Raw genomic sequence first — 16,490 nt, 5'->3', positions numbered from 1 at the left:
CGCGCGAGCGACCCTGATGTAGCAAATGGCGCGGACGGAGTCAGCCGGGCAGTCGGTCGAGGGCTGACTGCAACCGGCTGATCGACGAGGTCACCCCGTACGCCGCGGCCAGCTCGGCGACCCGCGCCGGGTCGCCGGCGGCCAACGGTAGATCGTCGGTCGCAGCAGACAACGTCACCGGGGCATCCGTGGCCACCCGGACCACCGGTTCAGCCGCGGCCATGTAGTCGGCGGCGGCCAGCAGCTTGGCCCGATGTGCTTTGGACAGTGAGGATTTCGGGTCCTCGGCGGCCGCCCGGATACCCAGCAGCGAGCCGTGCCGGGCCAGCAGCGTCGCCGCCGTCTTCTCGCCGATCCCGGCGACCCCGGGCAGCCCGTCGGACGGGTCACCCCGCAGCAGGGCCAACTCCGCGTACGCCGGTCCGGCCCGGTCGATGGGAACCCCGTACTGCTCGGCGACCTCCTCCGGACCGAATTTCGTGGCCTTGGCCAGTCCCCGGCCGATGTAGAGCACGCGGACGGAGGGGGCCGGCTCGTCGCGTACCAGTTGCAACAGGTCACGGTCTCCGCTGACCACCACGACCGGATCGTGCTGTTCGCGCGTGGCCAGCGTGCCGAGCACGTCGTCGGCTTCGAACCCGGGCGCCCCGGCCGTCGCGATGCCGAATGCATCGAGCAATTCCATGATCATGTCGACCTGCGGGGTGAGGTCGTCGGGAACCTCTTCGACATCGGGGATGCCGTCGGGTTGCGGCTGTTCCACCCGGTGCGCCTTGTACGACGGCACCAGATCGACGCGCCACTGCGGCCGCCAGTCGTCGTCGCGGCACACCACCAGCCGGCGCGGTCGCTCCCGGGTGACCAGCGTGGCAACCGAGTCCAGGAATCCGCGTACCGCGTTCACCGGCCTGCCGTCGGGTGCCTTGATCGACGACGGCACGCCGAAGTAGGACCGGAACCACATGCTGGCGCCGTCGAGCAGCAGAACTGGGTCGCTCATCGGGTTTCCTCCATCCGACCGAATACATAGGACGCAGCCGTGACGGCTTTTCCGCCGGCACCCTCGTCGTACAGCGTGGCCCGCACGGCGACGGTGCCAGCCGCGCCGGGCAGCACCTGGGTGTCGACCCGGAACGGGCCGACCTTACCGCGGGCCAGGAACATCACATGCGACGAAAGGCCTTGCAGCGCATCGGTTCCTGCGGCCTCGGCAGAGGCGTCCGCCGCGGCCGTCTCCAGGATCACGAACTGTGGGCCGATGTGCAGCGCGGCGTCTGGTGAGGCCACCTCGACCGCGAGCTCGGGTAGGGCCCAATGTCCGTTGTCGCGTTTGTGGCCGCCGAACACCTGCCACAGTGGCGGTAGATCCGGACCGTCGACGATGTCGATCGGGTCTACGGGCATTTTCTCCAGGCCCTCCGGGGGCGTACCGATGGAGATGCCCTGCCCCTCGGTGAGCGCGATGACCCGGTCCGGATTGTCGGCATCGACGATCACCGACCGGCTGTACGCGAGTTGCCTGCCCTGCTTGAGCACCTCGGTATCCACCCGGATGCGGGCCACATCGACGGCCGGGTCCAGCACCTGGCACGAGTGGATGACCGGGTTGGGTACGGCTTCCAGATCGCTCACGCCACCGCTGTCCGGGGAGGAGATGCCCAGCACCGCAAGCAGCAACCCGCCCGCCGGATTTCGCATGTCGCGCCGCAACGTCACCGTGTCGTCGACCGGACCGAGGTCCATCGAGGAATACGAGCGCCCGAGGTACCGGTAACTCAACAGGCCGCCCCAGCGCCTGCGCAGCTCAGCGGCATACGCCTCGGGATCGCCGGTGAGATCGCGGATATCACGCAACATTCCAGCGACAGTAGCGTGAGGTATGACCTTCACCGTCAACCGTATTGACCATGTCGTGGTGAACTGCCGGGACAGCGACGCCACCGTCTCGTTTTACGTGCGGGTGCTGGGCATGCGCAGGGAGGTGTTCGGTGACGGCCGTATCGCGTTGGTGTTCGGCGATCAGAAGCTCAACGTGCGGCCGACCGGTTCGGCCAACTGGGTGACCGGCGCCGTCGACGCACCGGGATCCTTGGATCTGTGCTTCATCGCAGATGTCGAACCAGAGGCCGTTGGTGAGCATCTGACAGCCTGTGGTGTCGAGATCACCGAGGGCCCGGTTCCCAAGACCGGCGCATTGGGCCCGATGACCTCACACTATTGCCGCGACCCCGACGGCAACCTGATCGAGATCGCCAGTTATCTACCGCACCACTAGCCTCGATGCCATGACGGTCAGCCGATTCAGCACCGATGTGTACGCCCACCGCCTTTCCGCGGCAGCATCAGCTGCAGCAGAAGCCGGTCTGGCCGGACTGGTCATCACCCCCGGCTATGACCTGCGGTACCTGGTCGGCTCACGCGCGCAGACCTTCGAACGGCTCACCGCGCTGGTGCTGCCCGCCACCGGGGACCCGACCATCGTGGTGCCGCGCCTGGAACTGGCCGCGTTGCGTGAGTCGGCGGTCACCGAACTCGATGTGGCGGTGCGTGATTGGGTGGACGGGCAGAACCCGTACCAGATGGTCGCCGACGCCCTCGGCGGGCCGGGCAGTGCCGTCGCGGTGACGGATTCCATGCCCGCCCTGCACCTCTTGCCGCTCGCCGACCTGCTCGGTGTGGTCCCGGTACTGGCCACCGATGTACTCCGGCGCCTTCGGATGATCAAGGATCCCGCCGAGATCGACGCGCTGCGTAAGGCCGGAGCGGCGATCGACCGGGTGCACTCCCGGGTGCCCGAGTTCCTGGTGCCCGGCCGCACCGAAGCCGACGTGGCCGCTGACATCGCCGAAGCTATTGTCGCCGAAGGACACTCAGAGGTGGCGTTCATCATCGTCGGCTCCGGTCCCAACGGTGCCGACCCGCACCATGAATGCTCAGAGCGTGAGCTGAGCGCCGGTGACATCGTCGTGGTCGACATCGGCGGGCCGTACGAGCCCGGCTACAACTCCGACTCGACCCGCACCTACAGCATCGGCGAACCGGATCCCGAGGTGGCGCGGCGCTACGCGGTGTTGCAGCGCGCCCAGCAGGCGGCCGTCGCGGCCGTGCGCCCCGGCGTGACCGCCGAGCAGATCGATGCGGCCGCCCGCGACGTGCTGGCGGCCGAAGGGCTGGCCGAGGCATTCGTACACCGCACCGGGCACGGCATCGGGCTGTCGGTGCACGAGGAGCCCTACATCGTGGCCGGCAACGACCTGCCGCTGGAGGCCGGGATGGCATTCAGCGTGGAACCTGGCGTGTATTTCCCGGGGCAGTGGGGCGCCCGCATCGAGGACATCGTCGTCGTCACCGAGGACGGCGCGTTGTCGGTCAACAACCAGCCACACGATCTCGTCGTAGTGCCGGTGAACTAAGGCCCGCCGCTCTGCCGCGTTCGTAGCGTGGTGGCGGTTTTGGACTCGTTTTCCCGCCACTGCGCTACGCACGTGAAGCGGGGCCGGGCCGTCGACCCCGGAATTTAGGCCTCGCTGCGGTCCAGCAGCTCCGAGGAGCCCAGCACGCGCTCGATTCGTACCTCGATCACCACGCGACGGGGGTTCAGCCGCGGGGTGCGGTAGCGCTGGGCGTAACGCAGCTCGGCGTCACGGACGGCGTCCGGCTCGCTGCTCACCGTGGACTTGCCCTCCAACGACAACCAGCGGGCGCCGTCGACCTGGCTGAGCACAGCGATCCCGCGCTCGTGCGCGTTCACCGCCTTCTGCGAGCCGCCGTTGGTGATGACCCGCGCGATGTGCGTCTTGGGATCGAAGGTGAAACCGACCGCCACGACGTGCGGGGAATTGTCCGAGCGCAACGTCGTGAGCATCGCCAGGTGGCGTTCGGTGAGAAACGCCAGCGCCTCGCTGGTGAGCTTGGTGGTTGCCTTGCCACGAGATGTAGCCATCGGGGTCCACGCTAGCGCAGGACATAATCGCTGCCATGGATGACACGGCTGGCACGGATCCCCGTGTCGTGGTGATTTTCGGGGGCCGCAGCGAGATCGGGATCGAACTCGCGGTTCGGCTCGCGGCCGGGGCGGTCGTCGTGCTGGCCGCACGCCGTGCCGATCAACTCGACGAGCAGGTCGCCGCGGTGCGGGCGGCCGGTGCCGCCGCGGTGCACACCTGCGAGTTCGATGCCGACGACGTCGCCGGCCACACCCGCTTGGTCGAGGCGATCGAAACCGCCCACGGGCGGATCGACACGGCAGTGCTGGCATTCGGGGTGCTGGGGGATCAGGATCGGGCCGAGGCCGATCCGGCCCACGCCGTGGCCGTCGTGCACACCGACTACGTGGCCCAGGTCAGCTTGCTCACGGTGCTGGCGCAGCGTCTGCGCGCAGCGGGCCGGGGCCGGCTGGTGGTGTTCTCCTCGATCGCCGGAGCCCGGGCCCGCCGCGCCAACTACGTCTACGGTTCGGCCAAGGCCGGCCTCGACTCGTTCGCCTCCGGCCTGACCGACGCCCTGCACGGGACCGGTGTGCAACTGCTGATCGTCCGGCCCGGGTTCGTGATCGGCCGGATGACCGAGGGCATGGAACCGGCGCCGTTCTCCAGCACACCGGCTCAGGTGGCCGAGGCTACGGCCAAGGCGCTGGCCCGCGGTAAGCGTGCGGTCTGGGTGCCGTGGGTGATCCGCCCCATGATCTTCGTGACGAGATTCGTGCCGCGGCCGATCTGGCGAAAGATGCCCCGGTGACGGGGACGATCACCGTGGTCGGCATCGGGGCCGACGGGATGGCGGGGTTGTCGCAAGCCTCGCGTGACGAGTTGGCGCGCGCCACCGTGGTGTACGGCTCGCCGCGGCAACTGGAACTGCTCGACGACAGCGTGACGTCGGACCGCCGAGATTGGCCGTCGCCGATGCTGCCGGCCCTGCCGACGCTTTTCGCCGACGGCGATGTGCACGTGGTGGCGAGCGGCGATCCGCTGTTGCACGGCATCGGCGCGACGCTGATCCGGTTGTTCGGCGCGCACCGGGTGCGGGTGCTGCCCCATGTGTCGAGCGTGACGCTGGCCTGCGCGCGGATGGGCTGGACGGTGCCCGACACCGAGGTGATCAGCCTGGTGACCGCCGCGCCGCATACCGCGGTGCGCCGTGGCGGGCGCGCGATCGTGCTGTCTCGCGATGCGCAGACCCCGGCCACGCTGGCGCGGCTGCTGAACGAATCCGGCCGCGGCGATTCGGAATTGACCGTGCTGCAGCAGCTGGGCGGGCCGGGGGAGCGCCGCCACGACGGCACCGCCCGGGACTGGGCGGCGGCCGCCCCGGTCGATATAGACGACCTCAACGTGGTGGCGGTGGCCTACCGTCCCGACGAGCGCCGGGCCCAGGCGCTGCCCGACGAGGCGTTCGCCCACGACGGGCAGCTCACCAAGCAGTCCATCCGGGCGGTCACGCTGGCGGCACTGGGGCCACGGCCCGGCGAGTTGTTGTGGGATGTCGGCTCGGGGTCGGGCAGTATCGCGATCGAATGGTCGCGCAGCGTACCGGGTTGCGCCGCGGTGGCATTCGAACGCGACGAGCAGCGACGCGCGCGGATCTTGAGCAACGTCGCGGCTTTCGGGGTCCGGGTGGACGTCCGCGGCGGCGCTCCCGAGTCCCTTGACGGTGCGCCCGAGCCCGCGGTGATCTTCGTCGGCGGTGGCGTCACCCAGCCCGGATTGCTGCAGGCCTGCTTCGATCGCCTGCCCTCAGGTGGGCGGCTGGTGGTCAACGCGGTGACGTTGGAATCAGAAGTCGTTGTAGCACAATGGTATTCGAAGGAAGGCGGCGAGTTGCGGCGTTATCAGCACTACCAGGGTGGTGCGATCGGCGGATTCACCGGTTGGCGGCCGGCGCTGCCGGTGACCCAGTGGGCGGTGGTCAAGCGATGACGGTGTACTTCATCGGGGCGGGCCCGGGTGCGGCCGACCTCATCACCGTGCGCGGTGCGCGACTGCTCGGCAGCTGCCCGGTGTGTCTGTACGCCGGGTCGATCATGCCCGACGACCTGTTGGCGCTGTGTCCCCCCGACGCCAGGGTCGTCGACACCGGGCCGCTGAACCTCGACCAGATCATCGACCAGTTGGTCGCCGCGGATCGTGCGGGTGTCGATGTGGCACGGCTGCATTCCGGTGATCCGTCGATCTACAGTGCGCTCGCCGAGCAGTGCCGTCGGCTCGATGAACTGGGGATCGGCTACGAGATCGTGCCCGGTGTACCGGCATTCGCCGCGGTGGCCGCCGCACTGGGCCGCGAGCTGACCGTCCCCGGCGTCGCTCAGACCGTCACCTTGTCCCGGGTGGCGACGCTGTCCACGGCGATGCCGGACGGCGAGGACCTGCGTACGCTGTCGGCCCCCGGGGCGACGCTGGTGCTGCACCTGGCCGCGGCCCAGATCGACAACATCGTCCCGCAGCTCATCGACGGCGGATACCGCCCCGAAACCCCCTGTGCCGTCGTGGCATTCGCTAGCTGGCCGCAGGAGATCGTGTTGCGTGGCACGCTCGCCGACATCGCCGAGAAGATGCATGCCGCCGCGGTTACCAAGACCGCGGTCATCGTGGTCGGCGATGTGCTCGCCGCCGAGGGATTCTCCGACAGCTACCTGTACTCCTCAGGCCGCCGTCGCGGGGCCACCCACTGATGAAGCTCCTGCTGCTCGGTGGCACGGGTGAGGCCCGCGCCCTGGCCGCGGCTCTGCACCCGCAGGTCGACGTGATCAGCTCGCTGGCCGGGCGGGTACCGGACCCGGCGCTGCCCGTCGGTCCCGTGCGCATCGGCGGGTTCGGCGGCGTGGAGGGGATGAGGCAATGGCTGGTCGATGAGCGAGTCGACGCGGTCGTTGACGCCACCCACCCCTTCGCCGCCACCATCACCGAGCACGCAGCCCGGGTGTGCGCTGAGCTCGGCGTGCCGCATCTGGTGCTGGCCCGGCCGGCCTGGGCGCCGGGCGCCGCGATCATGGTGGCATCCGACCGGGAGGCGGCCGAAGCCGTGGCGGGGAACGGTTATTCGCGGGTCTTTCTCACCACCGGGCGGTCCGGCACCCGGGTCTTCAAAGACGTCGACGCCTGGTTCTTGATCCGGGCCGTCACTCCGCCGGATCCCGACACCCTGCCTGCCGATCACCAACTGCTGCTGTCGCGCGGCCCGTACGACTACGACGGGGAGCTGGCCCTGCTGCGCGAGCACCGCATCGACGCGTTGGTGACCAAGAACAGTGGTGGTGCGATGACCGAACCCAAGCTGCGGGCCGCCGAAGCTGCGGGCGTGCCGGTGGTGATGGTGGACCGTCCGCCGCTGCCGCCCGGAGTACACACGGTGGCCACGGTCGAGGAGGCGGCGGATTGGGTTCGGGCCGAAACCGCAGGCTGAAGCCCCCGGCAGCAGTAGGCTCCACACCGTGGCGGAGACGTCATACGCACCGTGCGGCGGTCTGAGTCTCGCCTACCAGGTATTCGGCGACGGACCCGTCGAGCTCGTCTACGCCGGGTCATTCGTCAGCCACCTCGAAGTCTTCTGGACCATGCCCGAGTTCGAGGCCTTCATGGAGCGACTTTCGACGTTCTGCCGCGTCCTGCTGTTCGACAAGGCCGGGGTCGGGTTGTCGGATCCGGTGCCCCAGGTGCGCACGCTCGACGAACGGGCGGCCGAGCTCGAGGCCGTGATGGATGCCGCAGGATTCGGGCGTGCCGTTCTGTTCGGGTTGAGCGAGGGCGGACCCGCCGCGATGTTGTTCGCGGCGACCCGGCCCGAACGCACGAGGGCATTGATCCTGAGCGGCACGTTCGCGTACTTCGGCATCACCGAGTGGGCTGACTTCGACCGTGACCCGGCCGAGCTGCAAGCGCGGATCCTGGCCGAGATCGGCCAGCGCTACACACCGTCGACCGAGCAGGTCGCGCAGTTCCAGGAGTTCGGCCGGGCCAGCGGCTCGGTGTGGGGCACCGGTGCCGCACTCAAGCGTTTGTTCCCGGCGGCCGGGTCGGTGCGCCAACTCGGGATGTTCGAGAGAATGAGCGCCAGTCCCGGAATGGCCCGGGCCACCCTCGAAGCTCTGTTCCGGATCGACGCGCGACCCATTCTGTCGACCATCACGGCGCCGACCCTCATCATCCATGCCACCGGAGACCTGGTTCCGATCCAGGGCGGGCGGTATCTCGCCGACCACATCCCGGGTGCGCAGCTGCTCGAGGTCGACGGCACCGACCACGCACCCTGGATCGCCAATCCTGACGAGATCACCAGCGAGATCGAGGAATTCCTCACCGGCGGCCATGCCGCACCGTCGCAGTCCCACCGGGCCCTGCGCACGGTGCTGTTCACTGACATGGTCGCCTCCACGCAGCACGCCGCGGCCACCGGAGACGAGCGGTGGCGTGCGGTGCTCCATCGGATGGGGGAGATCACCGCAGACCTGACCGGGCGGTTCGGCGGCGTCGTGGTGAAGAGCACCGGAGACGGACACCTGGCCACCTTCGACGGGCCGACCCAGGCGATTCGCTGCGCGGAGGCCCTGCGTGATCAAACCGAGAGCTTGGGCATCGAGATCCGGGCCGGGATCCACACTGGCGAATGTGAACTGATGGACGGCGATATCGGGGGAATAGCGGTCCATATCGCGGCGCGCATCCTCGGCCTGGCCGGTGCGGGGGAAATCCTGGTGTCCAGCACCGTTCGCGATCTGGTGGTGGGCTCGGGAACCGGCTTCGAGGACCGCGGCGACGTCGAGTTGCGTGGAGTGCCGGGTACCTGGCGGCTCCTCGCGGTGGATCGCCACGGCGCGCGGGCGGGAACACCCGAGGCGGAACTGGCATCGGTGCCGACGCCGGGGCCCGGGCCTACGATGCGCCGGTCGGATCACGCCATGGCGGTGATGGCGCGGCGGATGCCGCGGATCGTGCGGGGGATCGCCCGCGTCACCCCGGGCACCCGCGTCACGGGACCGCCGGTCAGGCGCTGATCAGATCGAGTGTTCCGAGTTCCCGGATCGCCCGGCAGCCCCGCTGCGCCATCACCACCATCATGTCGTCGCCGCGCTCGGTGGAGCTGGCGAAAGCGGTGCCGAGCACCGTGATCAGCGGCGCCTGCAGCATGCCCAAACGGTAATCCTGCCAACAGGTTTCGCGATCGTATCCGGTGACGCCGTGCGACAGCAGTCGGTCATGATAGGCAGTGACCAGCCCGGCTTCGGCGGCGGCGCGGACAGTCGGATCCAGGCTGGTCGCGGTGAAGTACGACAGGTCGCGCGCGGGCAGGCCTGAGCCGAGAGTCTGCCAGTCCACCACGGTGATCCGGGTGCGGTCCGGGTCGAACAGCATGTTGTCCAGGCGGTAGTCGCCGTGCAGAACGGCGAACCGGTCCGGTTCGGCCAGCAGCCACGGGGTGACGACTGACATGGCCGCGCGCATGGTGTCCTGGTCCTCGGTATCCAGGCGCGCGCCGATCTTGTCCAGGGTGATATCGGCTGCCATCTTGGCGACGTCGCCGAATCCCTTGGCGGAGTCCGGTTCCGGCTTGGGCATCGCGATACCGGGGAAGTTCGCCCACCGTGGGTCGGCCCAGGTCGGCCCGTGTAGATCGGCGAGCGCCCGGACCGCCAGGGTGGCCTCGGCCGGTGTGCACCCGGCGATCTGATCGCCTTGTTCGGCCGGCGCCATGTCCGCCAGGAGCAAGACGAAATCTGCTCCCTCACCGGCGATTTCACAGTGATGGCAGCGGGGGACCGGAATCTGCACGTGGTCGGCCACATTGGTGTAGAAGGCGTGCTCTGAGCGGTAGCCGATGGTGACGCGGTCACGCACGGTGTCGTCCTGCGATGGCAGCTTGACCGCGAACGTGCCCGGCAGGCCGGCGTCGTCGCGGTAAGTGACCGTGACGCGGTAGGTGGCACCGGTCTGGCCCGTGCCGATCGGCGCGGTCTGCACCGAATCCACCTCGGCGCCAAGGACCTGCGACAGCCATGCGGCGGTCACCTCGGCGGGCTCGCCCGGTATGGACTTGGGGATCGACCCTGCGGCGGTCATTGCACTGTCCCGTAGATCGAACCCATCCACATTGCCTCCGCGCCTTCCAACAGTTGTTGTCGCGACAGCGGTCCACCCAGGATGAACCGTTCCAGCAAGCGATCGTTGAATTCCATGAGCAGGCTCGCGAGCACCACCGGGTCGGCACCGTCGGGGGCGCGGCCTGCGGTTCGCTCGGCGGCGATCACCGTCGAGACAGTGGGGACGAAGGACTCTCGCGCGCCGTCCCACAGATCGCGCACGGCGCCGCTGGACCCGCGGGCCTCCAACATGGCCTGCACCAGATAGCGGTGATCCTCGGCGGTCCGTAGTACCGCCTCGATGGTGTCGTGCACACGGTCGCGGGGTGGCCGGGTGGTGTCGGCCAGGATGTTGTTGGCGGCGAACAATGCGTCGTACATCGGCTCGACCAGGGCTGCGACGGCCGCCGCCTTGTTCTCGAAATAGAAGTAGAACGCCGAACGGCCCACCCCGGCCTGCCGCGCCACCTCGGCGATGTTCAGCGCGTCGAAGCCGGTCTTCTGCAGGTGCTCGTTGAGCGCCGCCAGAATCGCGGTGCGCCGCTGATCACTGCGTTGCGGTTGACGTCGGTCGACCGGGGACCGTGCGGGTGCGCCTTGTGGTGCCGTCGGCATGCTGGCCGGCCCTCCCATTTTCAACGGGTGTGACGCCGGACACTATCGATCATTCTGACAGCAGTCAATGAAACTCGACGCGAGTCAGTCTGTTGGTTCAGCCGGGGTAGTGGCGGGGGGTGAATACCCGGTCCTCGGTGGTGTCGCCGGCGGCCGAACCGGTGTACCACTGCGTCTGCGACGAGCCGATGATCAGCATGGTGCGCATGTCCACCTGGGCCGGGTCCAGATCAGCCAGTCGCACCACGGTCACCCGCTCACCAGGGCCGGGCTGCGCACCGGAGACCGCACGCGCGACGATCACCGGGGTGCTCGGATCGCGGTACTCCAACAGCAGTTCGCGCATGGCGCCCACCTGCCAGGTCCGGGTCTTGGAGGCCGGGTTGTAGATGGCCAGCGCCAGATCGGCCTTGGCCGCGGCGGTGAGACGCGCCGCGATCACATCCCACGGCTTGAGCCGGTCGGACAGAGAGATCACCGCGTAGTCGTGGCCGAGCGGGGCGCCCACCCGGCTGGCGACCGCCTGCGCCGCCGTCATCGCCGGAATCACCCGGACCTCGACGCCGGGCCACTGCTTGGCCTCTTCGAGCACCGCCGTGGCCATCGCGAACACCCCAGGATCACCGGAGGACACGACGGCGACTGTCCGGCCTTCCTGGGCCAGCTTGCAGGCCAGCTGCGCGCGGGCCGGCTCGTCTGTGTTGTCGCTGGGGTGGTGGTGCTGCCCGGCGCGGGCCCCGACGCGATCGAGATACGGTCCGTAGCCGATCAGATCCGTGGCGGCGGAGAGTTCGCGGCGGCTCTGCGGGGTCATCCAGTCCGAGTCGCCCGGCCCGAGGCCCACGACCACGACGCTGCCCTGTGGTGCGGTGGACCGGGACCGGCCGGGAACCATCGCCAGTGAGAAGTACGGCACCTTGGCATCCGCGCTGCCCTTGCCGCCCACCTCGCGGGCCGGTGACACCCGCTGCCGGTCCGTGCTGGCCCGCTCGACGTAGTACGCCTCATCCAGCCGTCCGGTCGCCTCGAGGGCGTCACGCACCCGGGTGTAGGACCGGCCCAGCTTGAGTACGACGGCGGCGTCGGTGTCGGCCAGGCGGCGTTCCAGCTCCGCTGTGGGCAGGGTGCCCGGCAGGATCGTCAGCACGTCGTCGCCCTGCACCAGCGGGGTGCCGGTAGCGGCCGAGGCCGCGCTCACCGAGGTGACGCCGGGAACGATGACGGCGTCGAACCGCTCGGTGAGCCGGGTGTGCATGTGCATGTAGGAGCTGTAGAACAGCGGATCGCCCTCGGCCAGCAGGGCCACGTCGCGGCCGGCCTCCAGATGGATGGCGATCCGGTCGGCGGCGGTGGCGTAGAAATCTTCCATCGCACCGACGTAGCCGCCGGGATGCTCGGTGGTTTCCGTGGTGACGGGGTAGACCAGGTGCTCCTCGAGCTGGCCGTCTCGAAGATAGGGCTCGGCGATGCCCCTGGCGATGCTGTGGCCGTGCTTGGCGCTGTGATACGCCACCACGTCAGCCGCACCGATCAGCCGGGCCGCCTTGACCGTCACGAGCTCGGGATCGCCCGGGCCCAGCCCGACGCCATAAAGGGTTCCGCGTTTGGACATCTCGGTGCTCACTCGCGCTCACTCGCAATCGAATTGACGGCGGCCGCGGCCATGGCGCTGCCACCGCGCCGGCCCGTCACCACCAGATAGGACATGCCACGCGGGCGTTCGATCAGTTCGTCTTTGGACTGCGCCGAGCCGACGAACCCGACCGGGCCGCCCAACACCGCGGCCGGGACGGGCGCGCCCTCGTCGAGCAGTTCCAGCAGCCGGAACAGCGCCGTCGGCGCGTTGCCGATCGCGACCACCGCGCCGCCGAGGCGGTCGGCCCAAAGATCGACCGCGGCCGCCGAGCGGGTGAATCTCAACTTCGCGGCCAACTCCGGGGCCCGCGGATCGGCCACCAGCGAGACGACCTCGTTGTCGGCGGGCAGTCGCGAGCGGGTGATCCCGGCCGCGACCATCGACGAGTCGCACAGCACCGGGGCGCCCGCGACGAGTGCGGCATGCGCCCTGGTCACGACGTCGTCGGTGTAGGAGACATGATCGGCGACATCCACCTGGCCGCAGGTGTGGATCAGCCTGACCACCACCCGCGATACATCGTCGGGGAAGCGAGACAGGTTCGCCTCGGCGCGGATCGTCGCGAACGACTGCCGGTAGATCTCGGCGGCGTCACGGATGTAGTCGAGCACGCGAACACCCTACGGGGGCGGGATACGCAGCCGGTATCCGTCCTCGGCGGCGATCAGGACCTCTCCGACGGGCGGGCTGCCGCAGGCCCGATCGCAGCCCACGAAATGCCGGTGCGTCTCCGCGGGCGTGTCGACCGCCTCGGCGGCGTCGGCACGCACATCGGCGGCGGACTTGGCGCATCCGGGACGGCCGGTGCAGGCGCTGATCCGCAGCCACGGCGAATTGGCGTCGAACACCAGTCCCAGTGGTGCCAGCACACGCAGGGAGGCGTCCGCGACGCCCTCGGGGACGTCGCACACCAGCACCGAACGCCACGGGGTGATCACCAGTGGGGCCTCGATCGCGGCCAGGAAGTGGGCGACCCGAGCCTGCAGGACCCCCAGCGGCACGGCGGCCCCCACCGCCACCCGGGCGTCCCGCTGTTCTATCCAGCCGACCGGCGGTGTCATCGTCGGCGGCCAGGTGGCGCCGGCCGGAGCGTCGGCGGTCAGACCGTCCAACAGTGCCGAATGATCATCGAGTTCGGTTATCCGCCAGGCCTTTCCGCGGATCTCTACGAACCGTCTGGCCACCTCGATCAAGGTGGCGACCGCATCGCCGGTATCCAGTCGCACCCCGGTGTCGCGCCCGGCCAGCAGCAACGCGCAGGTGCCGTCATCACGGGCGTGTACACCGGCGTCGGCGTCGATCCCGGACACGTCGCCGCGGCCGTCGTCCAGGCTGAACCAGAACCTGCCGGGCAACCCGGCCAGAGCCGGGTCGGCCTGGATGGCGCGGTCGAGGTCGGACACCTTGGGGCGGATGTCGATGACGCCGCCAGAGCGTCCGGACAACGGCGAGGCCACGATGTTGCGGGCCCGCTCATGTGTCGGTGACGGCAGCAACCCGGCGTCGGCCAGCACCGTGGCGGTTGCGTCGGTATCCGTCACCGCCCGGATCTGGATGTTGCCGCGAGAGGTCAGCTCCATTGCGGGAGAACCGAACTGCTCGGCCGCCTCGGCCAGTGCCGTCAACTGGGCCGAGGTGATCATCCCGCCGGGTAGCCGGATCCGCACCAGGGCGCCGTCGGCGGCCTGGTGCACCGTCAATGCGCCGGGGCAGGCGTCCTGGTCGCGGGTTCGGGCCACGGGGTTCATTCTAGAAACCTTGGATTCTCGTCTCGCCGGCCACGTGACGTGCGACGATTGATCGGGCGATGTCCGGTATCGACAAGCCGACACGGCGCGTGGCGATTGTGCTCGCGCTGCTGGTGACAACTGTCCTGGCACTGCGCGGCTACCTGCCCGGGGCCCGGCCCGCACCCCGACGGGCGCCGACCGATCCCACTCTGAGCCTGATCGCCGTCGTCGCGCTGGTGGCGGTGGCGCTGGCGGTGCTCGCGTTCGCGGTGCTGACCCGCCGCCCGTCCGTACCGAGCAGCGCGGAGTACCGGCCGACCGCCCGGCGCGGGGTGCCGGGGGAGCTACGCGCGAAATGGGTGTTGATCGCGCTCGGCGTACTGCTCGGGTGGCTGGTGGTCATCGTGGTGATCTCGCGGCTGGGTGTGCAGACGAGCCAACCGCCGGCAGCGAAGCCGTCGCCGGCCCGCCCGCCGCCTGGCGCGGTCGAGCCCGAACCGCCCGACTCGTTCGGCGTCGACGACCGGCTCCTGCCGTATTTCGTCGCTACGACGTTGGTCCTGCTGCTGATACTCGCAGTCGGGGCCATCGCCCAGGTCAAACGCAGGCAGCCGGCCATCCGCGTCGATGCAGGAAGCGAGCCGCCACAGCGGACCGGACCCCAAACCCTCGTGCGGGCAGCAGAACTCGGGTTGGCCGAAATGGGAGATGCCGGCCGGGACCCCAGGGCTGCGATCATCGCCTGCTACGCGGCGATGGAACGCGGACTCGCGCATGCCCCGGGTGCGGTCCCGCTCGAATCGGACACCCCGTCGGAGGTGCTGGCTCGCGCGGTGGACCATCACGCGGTATCTACCTCGGGTGCAACGGAATTGGTGCAGTTGTTCACCGAGGCGCGCTTCAGCCCCCATGTGATGACCGAGGTCCACCGCGACAGCGCCGTGGCCGCGTTGCAGGACGTTCTCGCTGAACTCCGGGGTGTGTCGTGAAAGCAACCGCCCTGGTGGGATTTCTGGTGATCCTCGTGGTGCAGGGATATGCCGCGCTGGTGGTGCCCGACCGCGCGATGGTGGGCTGGGTTGCGGGCGTGGCGGCGGCCATCGTGTTGGGATCGATGCGTTGGATGCTGCGGGAGGATCGGCAGCAACCAGCGGTGGACTCGGACGACGCCGCGGAGTTGTTGGCGCAGTGGATGACTCAAACCGGGACCCTGGTGCGGCGGGCCGACTCCACCCGGCGGGAGTGGGACCGGCATCTACGTCCCCGGTTGGCCAGGGAGTTCTCGGCAGCCACCGGCCATCGGCAGACCGGTGATCCGGCCGCATTCGCCGCAACCGGCCGCATGTTGTTCGGCCCGCAGCTGTGGCAGTGGGTGGATCCGAACAACGTGAGTGCGGAGCGGGCCGACGAGCCCGGCCCGGGCCGCGAGGTGCTCGCGGAGATCCTGCAACGATTGGAGCGGCTATGACCGGCCACGTGTCGGAGTTGGCGTCGGCGGCCGCCACGGCGCAGGTCGTGCTCGACGAGATCGAACGGGCCGTGGTCGGCAAGCGGGACGCGCTGACCCTCATCCTCACCACCCTGCTGGCCCGCGGGCACGTGCTGATCGAAGACCTTCCCGGACTGGGGAAGACGCTGATCGCACGATCGTTCGCGGCGGCCCTCGGGTTGAAATTCACCCGCGTGCAATTCACCCCGGACCTGCTGCCCGCCGACCTGCTCGGTTCGACTGTGTACGACATGCAGTCGGGCCGTTTCGAATTCCGGCCCGGACCGATCTTCACCAACCTGCTGCTGGCCGACGAGATCAACCGCACGCCACCCAAGACCCAGGCCGCACTGCTCGAAGCGATGGCCGAACAACAGGTCAGCATCGACGGTCAGACCCATCCGCTGCCCGCCCCGTTCATCGTGCTGGCCACCGACAATCCGATCGAATACGAGGGCACCTACCCGCTGCCCGAAGCCCAACTGGACCGTTTCGCCGTGCGCCTTGAGCTCAGATACCTGTCCGAACAGGACGAGACCGCGATGCTGCGCCGCCGGCTGGATCGGGGATCGGCCGCGGTGGTGGTGCACCAGGTCGTCGACCGGTCGCAGTTTCTGGCGATGCGCGAAGCCGTCGAACAGGTCACGGTGCATGATGACGTGCTGCACTACGTGGTCGCACTGGCGGCCGCGACCCGCCACCATCCTCAGGTCGCGGTGGGTGCCAGCCCGCGTGCCGAACTGGATCTGGTGCAGCTGGCCCGCGCCCGGGCAGTGCTTCTCGGGCGCGACTACGTCATCCCCGAGGATGTCAAGACCCTGGCCGTCGCGGCCATGGCGCACCGCATCAGTCTGCGGCCCGAGATGTGGGTGCGCAGCATCCACGGATCCGACGTCATGGCCGAACTGCTGCGCCGCCTACCGGTCCCGCGAGCCACCCAGGCGTGACCGT

The 16,490-nt window shown here is 69.2% G+C and carries 18 protein-coding genes; 10 read left to right on the top strand and 8 right to left on the bottom strand.

The genetic code is table 11. The features are described 5' to 3' along the window. Window positions 1-40: 40 nt before the first annotated feature. Complete coding sequence (locus tag ACZYZ7_RS24125; protein WP_463741984.1) at window positions 41-1,000, bottom strand: 5'-3' exonuclease; 960 nt, start codon at window positions 998-1,000, stop codon at window positions 41-43. After that, a complete protein-coding gene (locus ACZYZ7_RS24120) occupies window positions 997-1,857 on the bottom strand; it encodes a hypothetical protein (protein ID WP_463741983.1) in 861 nt (286 codons plus the stop codon). Before ACZYZ7_RS24120 ends, ACZYZ7_RS24125 begins: the two co-directional genes overlap by 4 nt. 22 nt (window positions 1,858-1,879) lie before the next feature. Here ACZYZ7_RS24120 and ACZYZ7_RS24115 point away from each other — a divergent pair, with 22 nt between their 5' ends. Both ACZYZ7_RS24115 and ACZYZ7_RS24110 read left to right on the top strand, forming a co-directional pair. Continuing rightward, window positions 1,880-2,275: a VOC family protein gene (locus ACZYZ7_RS24115; protein ID WP_463741982.1), complete on the top strand. Its 396-nt coding sequence runs from the start codon at window positions 1,880-1,882 to the stop codon at window positions 2,273-2,275. A 10-nt stretch (window positions 2,276-2,285) separates the two neighbouring features. Beyond that, a complete protein-coding gene (locus ACZYZ7_RS24110) occupies window positions 2,286-3,413 on the top strand; it encodes a M24 family metallopeptidase (protein ID WP_463741981.1) in 1,128 nt (375 codons plus the stop codon). Between the two features lie 104 nt (window positions 3,414-3,517). Here the strand turns inward: ACZYZ7_RS24110 and ACZYZ7_RS24105 are convergent, their stop codons facing one another. Further along, entirely contained in the window at window positions 3,518-3,943 is a 426-nt protein-coding gene (locus ACZYZ7_RS24105) for a F420-dependent biliverdin reductase (protein ID WP_135455533.1), read from the bottom strand. A 35-nt stretch (window positions 3,944-3,978) separates the two neighbouring features. Between ACZYZ7_RS24105 and ACZYZ7_RS24100 the strand changes: the two genes are divergently transcribed. The 5 genes from ACZYZ7_RS24100 to ACZYZ7_RS24080 are packed head-to-tail and all read left to right on the top strand — an operon-like array spanning window position 3,979 to window position 8,986. Further along, entirely contained in the window at window positions 3,979-4,737 is a 759-nt protein-coding gene (locus ACZYZ7_RS24100) for an SDR family NAD(P)-dependent oxidoreductase (protein ID WP_463741980.1), read from the top strand. Then, entirely contained in the window at window positions 4,734-5,915 is a 1,182-nt protein-coding gene (gene cbiE, locus ACZYZ7_RS24095) for a precorrin-6y C5,15-methyltransferase (decarboxylating) subunit CbiE (protein WP_450070589.1), read from the top strand. The genes ACZYZ7_RS24100 and cbiE overlap by 4 nt, the downstream gene beginning before the upstream one ends. Then, on the top strand, window positions 5,912-6,667 hold the full coding sequence (gene cobM / locus ACZYZ7_RS24090) for a precorrin-4 C(11)-methyltransferase (protein WP_463741979.1): 756 nt from the start codon (window positions 5,912-5,914) through the stop codon (window positions 6,665-6,667). The genes cbiE and cobM overlap by 4 nt, the downstream gene beginning before the upstream one ends. Next, window positions 6,667-7,398: a cobalt-precorrin-6A reductase gene (locus ACZYZ7_RS24085; protein WP_450070588.1), complete on the top strand. Its 732-nt coding sequence runs from the start codon at window positions 6,667-6,669 to the stop codon at window positions 7,396-7,398. Before cobM ends, ACZYZ7_RS24085 begins: the two co-directional genes overlap by 1 nt. A 28-nt stretch (window positions 7,399-7,426) precedes the next feature. Then, a complete protein-coding gene (locus ACZYZ7_RS24080; RefSeq protein ID WP_463741978.1) occupies window positions 7,427-8,986 on the top strand; it encodes an adenylate/guanylate cyclase domain-containing protein in 1,560 nt (519 codons plus the stop codon). Here ACZYZ7_RS24080 and ACZYZ7_RS24075 read toward each other — a convergent pair. The 5 genes from ACZYZ7_RS24075 to cobG form a co-directional block, all read right to left on the bottom strand. Beyond that, window positions 8,976-10,049, bottom strand: coding sequence for a phosphotransferase family protein (locus ACZYZ7_RS24075; protein WP_463741977.1), 1,074 nt, complete (start codon window positions 10,047-10,049; stop codon window positions 8,976-8,978). The genes ACZYZ7_RS24080 and ACZYZ7_RS24075 overlap by 11 nt on opposite strands. Beyond that, entirely contained in the window at window positions 10,046-10,684 is a 639-nt protein-coding gene (locus ACZYZ7_RS24070) for a TetR/AcrR family transcriptional regulator (protein WP_135455519.1), read from the bottom strand. Before ACZYZ7_RS24070 ends, ACZYZ7_RS24075 begins: the two co-directional genes overlap by 4 nt. Before the next feature lie 97 nt (window positions 10,685-10,781). Further along, complete coding sequence (locus tag ACZYZ7_RS24065; RefSeq protein WP_463742139.1) at window positions 10,782-12,296, bottom strand: precorrin-2 C(20)-methyltransferase; 1,515 nt, start codon at window positions 12,294-12,296, stop codon at window positions 10,782-10,784. A gap of 8 nt (window positions 12,297-12,304) precedes the next feature. After that, window positions 12,305-12,931, bottom strand: a complete 627-nt coding sequence (locus tag ACZYZ7_RS24060) for a precorrin-8X methylmutase (RefSeq protein WP_463741976.1) — start codon at window positions 12,929-12,931, stop codon at window positions 12,305-12,307. 9 nt (window positions 12,932-12,940) lie between these two features. Continuing rightward, window positions 12,941-14,059, bottom strand: a complete 1,119-nt coding sequence (cobG, locus tag ACZYZ7_RS24055; RefSeq protein WP_135455513.1) for a precorrin-3B synthase — start codon at window positions 14,057-14,059, stop codon at window positions 12,941-12,943. A 68-nt stretch (window positions 14,060-14,127) separates the two neighbouring features. Here cobG and ACZYZ7_RS24050 point away from each other — a divergent pair, with 68 nt between their 5' ends. Genes ACZYZ7_RS24050 through ACZYZ7_RS24040 form a run of 3 tightly spaced genes read left to right on the top strand, consistent with a single transcriptional unit; the run spans window position 14,128 to window position 16,486 of the window. Then, complete coding sequence (locus ACZYZ7_RS24050; RefSeq protein WP_135455511.1) at window positions 14,128-15,039, top strand: DUF4129 domain-containing protein; 912 nt, start codon at window positions 14,128-14,130, stop codon at window positions 15,037-15,039. Then, window positions 15,036-15,518: a hypothetical protein gene (locus ACZYZ7_RS24045; RefSeq protein WP_450070584.1), complete on the top strand. Its 483-nt coding sequence runs from the start codon at window positions 15,036-15,038 to the stop codon at window positions 15,516-15,518. Before ACZYZ7_RS24050 ends, ACZYZ7_RS24045 begins: the two co-directional genes overlap by 4 nt. Continuing rightward, complete coding sequence (locus tag ACZYZ7_RS24040) at window positions 15,515-16,486, top strand: AAA family ATPase (protein WP_450070583.1); 972 nt, start codon at window positions 15,515-15,517, stop codon at window positions 16,484-16,486. The genes ACZYZ7_RS24045 and ACZYZ7_RS24040 overlap by 4 nt, the downstream gene beginning before the upstream one ends. Window positions 16,487-16,490: the final 4 nt, after the last annotated feature.

Source organism: Mycobacterium sp. IDUB_17 (assembly GCF_055419465.1).
Note: the sequence above shows the minus strand (reverse complement) of the source record. Positions and strands in the feature narration are given on the sequence as shown.

What these genes read in the sequence shown, in the direction of transcription:
- ACZYZ7_RS24105 (WP_135455533.1), bottom strand. Translation starts at nt 3,943, where the DNA reads ATGGCTACATCTCGTGGCAAGGCAACCACCAAGCTCACCAGCGAGGCG.
- ACZYZ7_RS24125 (WP_463741984.1), bottom strand. Translation starts at nt 1,000, where the DNA reads ATGAGCGACCCAGTTCTGCTGCTCGACGGCGCCAGCATGTGGTTCCGG.
- ACZYZ7_RS24040 (WP_450070583.1), top strand. Translation starts at nt 15,515, where the DNA reads ATGACCGGCCACGTGTCGGAGTTGGCGTCGGCGGCCGCCACGGCGCAG.
- ACZYZ7_RS24100 (WP_463741980.1), top strand. Translation starts at nt 3,979, where the DNA reads ATGGATGACACGGCTGGCACGGATCCCCGTGTCGTGGTGATTTTCGGG.
- ACZYZ7_RS24110 (WP_463741981.1), top strand. Translation starts at nt 2,286, where the DNA reads ATGACGGTCAGCCGATTCAGCACCGATGTGTACGCCCACCGCCTTTCC.
- ACZYZ7_RS24065 (WP_463742139.1), bottom strand. Translation starts at nt 12,296, where the DNA reads ATGTCCAAACGCGGAACCCTTTATGGCGTCGGGCTGGGCCCGGGCGAT.
- ACZYZ7_RS24115 (WP_463741982.1), top strand. Translation starts at nt 1,880, where the DNA reads ATGACCTTCACCGTCAACCGTATTGACCATGTCGTGGTGAACTGCCGG.
- ACZYZ7_RS24050 (WP_135455511.1), top strand. Translation starts at nt 14,128, where the DNA reads ATGTCCGGTATCGACAAGCCGACACGGCGCGTGGCGATTGTGCTCGCG.
- ACZYZ7_RS24075 (WP_463741977.1), bottom strand. Translation starts at nt 10,049, where the DNA reads ATGACCGCCGCAGGGTCGATCCCCAAGTCCATACCGGGCGAGCCCGCC.
- ACZYZ7_RS24070 (WP_135455519.1), bottom strand. Translation starts at nt 10,684, where the DNA reads ATGCCGACGGCACCACAAGGCGCACCCGCACGGTCCCCGGTCGACCGA.
- cobM (WP_463741979.1), top strand. Translation starts at nt 5,912, where the DNA reads ATGACGGTGTACTTCATCGGGGCGGGCCCGGGTGCGGCCGACCTCATC.
- ACZYZ7_RS24085 (WP_450070588.1), top strand. Translation starts at nt 6,667, where the DNA reads ATGAAGCTCCTGCTGCTCGGTGGCACGGGTGAGGCCCGCGCCCTGGCC.
- ACZYZ7_RS24120 (WP_463741983.1), bottom strand. Translation starts at nt 1,857, where the DNA reads ATGTTGCGTGATATCCGCGATCTCACCGGCGATCCCGAGGCGTATGCC.